Here is a 6,933-nt window from a genome sequence, read left to right as displayed (position 1 = left end):
TCTCTGGGGCACTCTCTCTGGGGCACTCTCTGGGGCGCAAATCGGGGTTTCGAAGAATTAGATTTGATTGTTCGAACAACCCCCGAAAGCATGAAACAATGCCTCTTCCTGCACAAGTAGGCGAGGCATTTCCTGATATACGCGGACTGTCGTCCGAGACCTGTGCCCGAAAACGCAACTAGAGTTCGCTATCCGCTAATAGCGTCCGGCCGCCGCTCATTTCAAATCAGACACCATTTATTGGCTAATGGTCTCGGAGGCGAGTCGCGCGTAGATAAGGGTGTCGGTCCATTCGCCCTTGCTGAACCAGTCCTGGACGTGATGCGCTTCGAGTCGGAGTCCAACGCGGTTAGCAAGTGCCGCGGAGCCACTGTTACGGGCATCCATCTGCGCGGTGATGCGGTGGAGATGGTAGTGATCAAACCCGAGGGCAAGTACTGCGCGGACGGCTTCGCTTGCGAATCCTTGCCCACCGTGCGTGGGGTGGAGCACCCACCCAATCTCCGCCTGGCGGTGTTCCTTATCTGTAAGCCACAGTGCGACGTCTCCTATGGGGGTGCCGTCATGCTCGATGACTAGTGCAAGTGCAGCAGCCTCACTATCGAGGTCAGTTTTTGATAGCCGCTCCACGAGCTTGTCACGGGTAACTTCCACAGTCCATGGCTCGTCCAACAGGTAACGAGCAACGTCAGGTCGTGAGTACAAATCGTGAAGCCATGCGGCATCGTCTGTCTCATGCAGGCGGAGTCGAAGCCGTTCTGTCGTCAACGGCCACGTGGGTGTGGACACGAGATTGCGCCGGTAATGGATCAACTCCTCGCGATGCCCTGCGGGCGTGGTTCCTACATCTTGTCCAGTCTCGCGGAAGCCCGCCGTCGTCAAGCAGTGCTGGGAGGCCTTGTTTTCCGGAAGCGTGCGTGCCGTCAAGGTTTGAAGCCCACTGCTGCGCGCGAAGCGTGATGCCAGCTCCAAGCCCCGACGGGCATGTCCATCCCCTCGTGCATCGGGATGAATCCAGAACCCGACCTCGGCAGCATCGGAGCTAACGTCAAAGAGAACCATGGAACCCACGAACCGGTTGGTTTCGGCGTCGGCAAGTGCGAGGACTGCCAACGTGCCGGACGAGAGGCCCGTCGCGACCTCCTCACGGATCATCCGTCGCACGGACTCGGGGGTGTAGTCGGGTTCGGGCAGGTGGGCGAAGCGCCGAACAGCTTCATCTTTTGTGCCTGCTGCATACGCGTCTGCATCTAGTTCGGAGAGAGGGCGTAGGCGAGTGTTCTCAAAGGTGATCGGGAGGTTTGTGGCATCCAGCATATGCCAAAACTAACATAGTTTGGCTAGGTGCATGTTTGGTTAGGCTGGTGGGGTGAGTTACTGGGAACACCGAAAACCGGTGCAACGCCATCGCGCCGTGGATATTGCGGAAGTTGCAAGAGCATCGGGCAGACTGCTGGACGAAGGTGGGCTGAGGGCGCTCACCATGAGAGCCGTGGCTCAACAAGTCGGCGTCGCTCCAGCCAGCCTGTACTCCCGCGTGGAGTCAGTCGATGACCTATTCGACCTCGCCCTCGATACAGCGCTTGCAGACGACCCCGTGATGTCGGACTCGATCCGTACCTCCGACCTGCCCACCCTGATGCAAGATTTCTTCACACACCTCACGACCCACCGGTGGGCAGGTCAGGTCATTGGGATGCGCGCGCCCAGGGGCCCTGCTTACCTGGAGCTTTCTGAGCGCATGTGCGTCCTCCTCGAGCGAGAGGGAGTCCCGGATCCGTTGGGAACTGCCTACCGGCTATCAAACCTAGTGATCGGCGCCGCCCTGACGGCCCCCATGGCGCCCGACGAAAAGCGTGTTGCCATCGACCCCGAACAAGCCCCGACTTATGCGCGCCTCCACGCGGCGCACCACATTAGCCCACAAGAAATCCTCTCCGAGGGCATCAAGAAACTTTTGTCTTGACGGAACCATCCCATTTCGGGCAGAGGCGGTGTGAGGAATACTCAGAAATAGCGAGAGGAAGCTCAGCTGGGCCAGTTGTGGAGTGGCTGGGCTAGGGATTACTCGACTGTCCCCAAATTTTTGTACACAAAACTACCCTGTTTTAGCTGCGGAAATAGGTCGTGAGCCTCTGCATCTCTAAGGAGTTGGGAGTCTGCGGCCGCGGACTGGATGCGGACCCGATGATGCGCCAAATGGAGCTAGCTCCATATACACCAACCGGCTTGGCGCGACCTGCACTTTCCCAACCGAGGTGAACCCAAATGGAGCTAGCTCCCTTTGCGGTGCCCGACACGACGCGACCAGGGCATTTACACGCGGTGCAAGGCCAAATGGAGCTAGCTCCACATAGGAGTCCGCCGTCGCGGACTCTACACCCCATGTCCAGCACGACCGCGCGTCCGAATTGCGGTCCCTTACGCAGTCCGGGGCCGCAGACTCACTGGAATCCAAACGAAGCCCGCCATATCGGATGTGTGCCCCTTACTCGCGGACGTTATGGCCAATCACCGTCGGCAACACCAGCGGAGACTGCCCCAACAACGCCTCCAAATTCCCATCCCGCTCCACCGCACTGGTGACCGCTTTGACCTTTGCCCGCGACTTACCCTGACCACCACGACCACCAGCACCCATCGGACCTGTAGCCATCACGCCACCGGCACGACCACCGCCCGCACCAGTAGCGGAACCAGCCGCCGCTGCCGTACCCGGCACCTGGCCCGCACCTGGCACACCAGCACCGAAACCCGCGACACCACGACCAGCGCCCATACCAGCACCGGCAATGCCCGCACCAGCACCCAACGCACCACCAACAGCAGCACCCGCCGCACCAGCAGCACCGGCGTGTGCATCACGCGACATGCGACCACGCCCTGCACCAGCCCCACGCCCACCACCAGCACCAGCACCGGCACCGGCACCGGCACCGGCACCGACCGGGCCAGCCACACCACCAGCAGACCCCACACCCGCACCACCAGCACCGGCAGCCACCGTCGGCGGCACACCACCCACACCCGCACCACCCGCACCACCCGGCATGCCAAGTCCAGCAGCACCCGGCTGACCCAACGCGCCCACACCACCAACACCAGCACTCGTCGCGGGTGCTAACCCAGCACCTGCACCCGCACCCGTGGGAGCCAACTGGCCCAGCCCAACAGATGCCGCCTGCGTACCAGCCACACCAGCAGGGGTTTTCGCAGCCACCTGCTCTAATACCTCAGGGGTGGGCAACCCATACTCACCAACCACCTGAGAAGGCGTCACCGCCTGCCCCAACGCACCAAGACCCGCAGCAGTAAACGCATCACGCAACGTCCGCGGCAACGGTGACTCACCAAACCCCGGTGCTTGCGGGGAAGGCATATCCGCAACCGCAAACCCATCACCAGGAATAGAGCCCAAATCCGGCAACAGACGATCAAATACCGGCACCACCGGCTGCAACGACGCCGTCAACCTCGGCGGAAACACGCCCAAATACGACTGCTCAAACAACGCCCGCGACGGCCCAGGCAACCCCGCCCACACCGCCAGAGCACCATGCGCCAACACCTGCTCCGCACCAGCTACCTGCGCAAGACCGGCAGCATGGCCCTGCATCAACACCGAACGAGCCACATACTCCTGGCCAACACGAAAAACCTCGCCAAGCTTATTGATCGCACCGGCCACGAACGCTGTTTCCGCTGAATCCGCAAGCACGCCGGCTACCGCCGGTAACTGTGCCACCACCGACTGCACCAACGCTGCGTTCTGACCCCAAAACGCCGCCGCAGCCGTTGCTTGTGCAACCTGGGTCGCCATCAACTGCTGATGCAACACCGGAAGCGATCCTTGCGCACCCGCCGCCGGGCGAGGATTCGCAAAAGAATTCGCGTTCTCATACTGCGACAACGTCTGCCCCATCAACCCAGCAACCGCACCAGCACCACCAGCACGCTCCACCACACCAATCGAGCCCAACAGTCCCGCAACCGACCCATCAGCACGCGAGGTATTTTCCGCGCTCACCCGCAGCACATCAGCAACCGTTTGCAACCACTCCCCCAACACCCGATTCGCCTCCGGCGCAGACCCCGACGACACACGAGAATGCGTCCGCCCCACACCATCCAAACCAGACACAGTCGAAAAACCAGGTAGTCCGCCATAAAAAGCGCCAGTTATGTCTTTCGAAAGGCTGTTACTAAGCCCCTCTAGTGTCCTGGCAGCATTCAACACGCTTTCGACATCAAGATTGATTCTTTGATTCATTGTTCCCCCAAGAAAATTAAATTTGCCCCCGAAGTCACGACGGTATGCATGACTCACCGCTAGAGCGTACCGACTCTGTGGTATACCCGCTACATTTCTTCTGCAGCTTCCTGGACAGATGCCTTATACAGACGCTCCAAGTTGTCCAATGCGAGGACACAGGCGTCGATGCTCTCCTTCTTGATGCCGCTCACCGAAACACTTACGCCAAGTGCCCCGCGAGTCGTGTCAACCTGCGCAGCGCATAGGTACGGAGAAACTACTGGATTCTTCATAAGGTAGGCATCTCGAACCTCAGTCTCCGGATAACTCAGTTCATATCCTGCTGTCTCTGCCACACCTGCAGCTGGGGTCCGCGAGCTTACGATGCTTCGGTCAATCCCATGGTCAATTGGATCGCTATCACAACCAAGGGCCATTCCATTCGACGACTCTGCGATTATCGGCTCCGGCTCCACCCCCGTCACCCCTGCTGCCGCGAACTCCTCTGCGGAGATTTCGGTGCACGGGTCGAAGAGGTCGTCGCCAAGCGTGGCCGGGTCAAACTCCCCGAGCTCCAACGTCCCACTCGCGAAGTGAAACGCCGGCGCTTCAGGATCAGCCACTTCCGCGACCGGCTCAACCGCCTCACCCGCGCACCCTGCCAACACCACAGCGGCAAGGCCGAGACTGATCAGCAGCATTTTCTTCTTCCCCATACCTTCCCCCATTCGCTGCAAACTATTTCAAGTAGTGACCATTATGGTGGTCCGGCCCAGACAGCGCCATCGGAAAGCAACCGAGTTACATCCCGCCGGTCGCAGAAGCTGCACTAGCCGACTGTCCAAGGCTGGTGCTACATTCAGCAGATGAAACTCCTGTTACGCATGTGACAGCTTCCCCCCCTTCTTCCCCCGAAAGGTCCAACAGTGCTCAACCGTCGTCGTTTTCTCCAGGCCGCCGCTCTTTCTGCTGCGGCCACCGCCACTACCGGCGCTTTCGCTCCGGCGAACGCGCAGCGCCGCATCCTCGGCACCGTCATTGACTACTCGGCCGGGGTGCCCTCCGCCGCTGCTGTCAAGGCCGCCGGCCACATGGGCGCGGTGCGCTACGTCTCGCAGCGCCGACCGGGCGCGAACTGGATGCTTGGCAAGCCGGTCACCATTGAAGAAACGCGGGACTTTGCAGCCAACGGTCTGGCCACCGCATCGGTCTACCAGTTCGGGCGCGCCGAGACCGCCGACTGGCACGCCGGTGCCGCGGGCGCGGCGAAGCACGCCCCGCAGGCGATCCAGCTGCACCGCGCAGCAGGCGGGCCGAACGGTCGCCCAATCTACGTGGCGATTGACGACAACCCCACCCGCGACCAGTACGTCAACCAGATCCGTCCGTACCTGCAGGCGTTCCAGCTCGCGCTCAGCGCAGCTGGGCTAAGAACCGGCGTGTACGGCAACTACAACGTCATCCAGTGGTGCGTCGAGGACCGCATCGGCACGTTCTTCTGGCAGCACGACTGGGGTTCCCAAGGCCGACTCCACCCACGCGCCAATATCCACCAGAAAGCGAAGTACGTGGGCAACGTGCAGGGCGTGCAGGTCGACATCAACAATGTGTACACCGCGGACTGGGGGCAGTGGACCCCAGGGCGACCGGGCGGGCTGCCGCTTCCCGACGTCAACGCGCTCGTCCAAAGCTCGAGCCAGCTGTCGTCGTCTGTTGATTGGCGTCGTTACTTGCCGTAGGGGCGGCGTCGAGAAGCGAAAAAGCGCTAGGGTGATTCCCTAGAAACAGCCGCAACCCCCGGGAGAATCATGACGGTGCTCAAAGAAGGACAAATTCAGCGCTCCTACATCATGGCGGACCGCGGCGAGCGCCCGCTGATTCGCGGGTGGTTCCACTTCTTCGCGGCGGCGCTGTCCGCACTCTCGTCGGCGGTGCTGATCACCTTCGCGTGGATGACAATCTCCTGGTACGAGGCGCTCGGGGTCACACTCTACGGTGCGGGTGTCGTGCTGCTTTTCGGGGTCTCCGCCGCCTATCATCTCTGGCCCTGGCAGCGAGCCGAAACCGTGCAGTGGTGGCGGCGCGCGGATCACGCGACCATCTCCATTTTCATCGCGGCAACCTATACCCCGCTATGCCTGATTGTGTTTGCACCGACGACCGCGGCGCTCATGCTTGCCGTGGCGTGGGCGGGCGGCATCGGCGGGGCGATCTTGAACCTGGTATGGATTAACCATCCGCGCTGGCTGGACGTGGTGGTGTACGTGGGGCTCGGCTGGATTATCGTGCCGCTGATCCCCACGTTGTGGCACGAGGCAGGCCCCGCCGTAGTCTGGCTCCTGCTGGCCGGCGGCATCATTTACACGCTCGGCGCGCTCGTCTACGGGTTCAAGTGGCCCGGGCGCAGCGCTCGCTACTACGGCTACCACGAGCACTTCCACACCGCGACCGTCGCTGCGGCAATCTGCCACCTGGTGGCTATCTGGTTCGTCGTTGTGCAGGCCGGGTAGGCCTTTCGACGCGGCGGGGCTGTCTTGGGGGCCTGCTCTGGGGGCCTAACCACTCTGGTCTAAACGGAGCTAGCTCCATTTGCGGTTGCGGCCGGCATAAAATCCCAGTTCGGCTCTGCGCTGTTTGTCTAAATGGAGCTAGCTCCTTTTACAGCCCCAGCCACGCAGACC

At 61.4% G+C, this 6,933-nt stretch carries 7 protein-coding genes; 3 read left to right on the top strand and 4 right to left on the bottom strand.

Annotation, left to right across the window (positions count from 1 at the left end; genetic code table 11):
• Positions 1-237: 237 nt before the first annotated feature.
• Positions 238-1,317 (bottom strand): GNAT family N-acetyltransferase, encoded by a 1,080-nt coding sequence (locus tag M3G14_RS11335; protein WP_259926639.1) that lies wholly within the window; start codon positions 1,315-1,317, stop codon positions 238-240.
• A 52-nt stretch (positions 1,318-1,369) separates the two neighbouring features.
• Between M3G14_RS11335 and M3G14_RS11330 the strand changes: the two genes are divergently transcribed.
• The gene (locus M3G14_RS11330) at positions 1,370-1,966 is read left to right on the top strand and encodes a helix-turn-helix domain-containing protein (RefSeq protein ID WP_311201381.1); all 597 of its coding nucleotides are present in this window, start codon (positions 1,370-1,372) and stop codon (positions 1,964-1,966) included.
• A gap of 522 nt (positions 1,967-2,488) precedes the next feature.
• Here the strand turns inward: M3G14_RS11330 and M3G14_RS11670 are convergent.
• The 3 genes from M3G14_RS11670 to M3G14_RS11315 all read right to left on the bottom strand — a co-directional run bounded on the left by M3G14_RS11670 (position 2,489) and on the right by M3G14_RS11315 (position 4,968).
• On the bottom strand, positions 2,489-2,656 hold the full coding sequence (locus tag M3G14_RS11670; RefSeq protein ID WP_311201380.1) for a hypothetical protein: 168 nt from the start codon (positions 2,654-2,656) through the stop codon (positions 2,489-2,491).
• Positions 2,656-3,108 (bottom strand): hypothetical protein, encoded by a 453-nt coding sequence (locus M3G14_RS11665; RefSeq protein WP_311201379.1) that lies wholly within the window; start codon positions 3,106-3,108, stop codon positions 2,656-2,658. The genes M3G14_RS11670 and M3G14_RS11665 overlap by 1 nt, the downstream gene beginning before the upstream one ends.
• Before the next feature lie 1,251 nt (positions 3,109-4,359).
• On the bottom strand, positions 4,360-4,968 hold the full coding sequence (locus tag M3G14_RS11315) for a DUF3558 domain-containing protein (RefSeq protein WP_259926637.1): 609 nt from the start codon (positions 4,966-4,968) through the stop codon (positions 4,360-4,362).
• Positions 4,969-5,178: 210 nt separating this feature from the next.
• Between M3G14_RS11315 and M3G14_RS11310 the strand changes: the two genes are divergently transcribed.
• Together M3G14_RS11310 and M3G14_RS11305 are read left to right on the top strand one after the other, a co-directional pair.
• A complete protein-coding gene (locus tag M3G14_RS11310) occupies positions 5,179-5,991 on the top strand; it encodes a DUF1906 domain-containing protein (protein WP_259926636.1) in 813 nt (270 codons plus the stop codon).
• Between the two features lie 69 nt (positions 5,992-6,060).
• Positions 6,061-6,762, top strand: coding sequence for a hemolysin III family protein (locus M3G14_RS11305; RefSeq protein WP_259926635.1), 702 nt, complete (start codon positions 6,061-6,063; stop codon positions 6,760-6,762).
• The last annotated feature ends 171 nt before the right edge of the window (positions 6,763-6,933 follow it).

The organism is Corynebacterium sp. p3-SID1056, from assembly GCF_025152525.1.
Classification (GTDB): domain Bacteria; phylum Actinomycetota; class Actinomycetes; order Mycobacteriales; family Mycobacteriaceae; genus Corynebacterium.
This window is presented reverse-complemented; position numbering and strand designations above follow the sequence as displayed.

Coding starts and splice junctions, on each gene's coding strand:
- M3G14_RS11670 (WP_311201380.1), bottom strand. CDS start 2,656: ATGGCTACAGGTCCGATGGGTGCTGGTGGTCGTGGTGGTCAGGGTAAG.
- M3G14_RS11315 (WP_259926637.1), bottom strand. CDS start 4,968: ATGGGGAAGAAGAAAATGCTGCTGATCAGTCTCGGCCTTGCCGCTGTG.
- M3G14_RS11305 (WP_259926635.1), top strand. CDS start 6,061: ATGACGGTGCTCAAAGAAGGACAAATTCAGCGCTCCTACATCATGGCG.
- M3G14_RS11335 (WP_259926639.1), bottom strand. CDS start 1,317: ATGCTGGATGCCACAAACCTCCCGATCACCTTTGAGAACACTCGCCTA.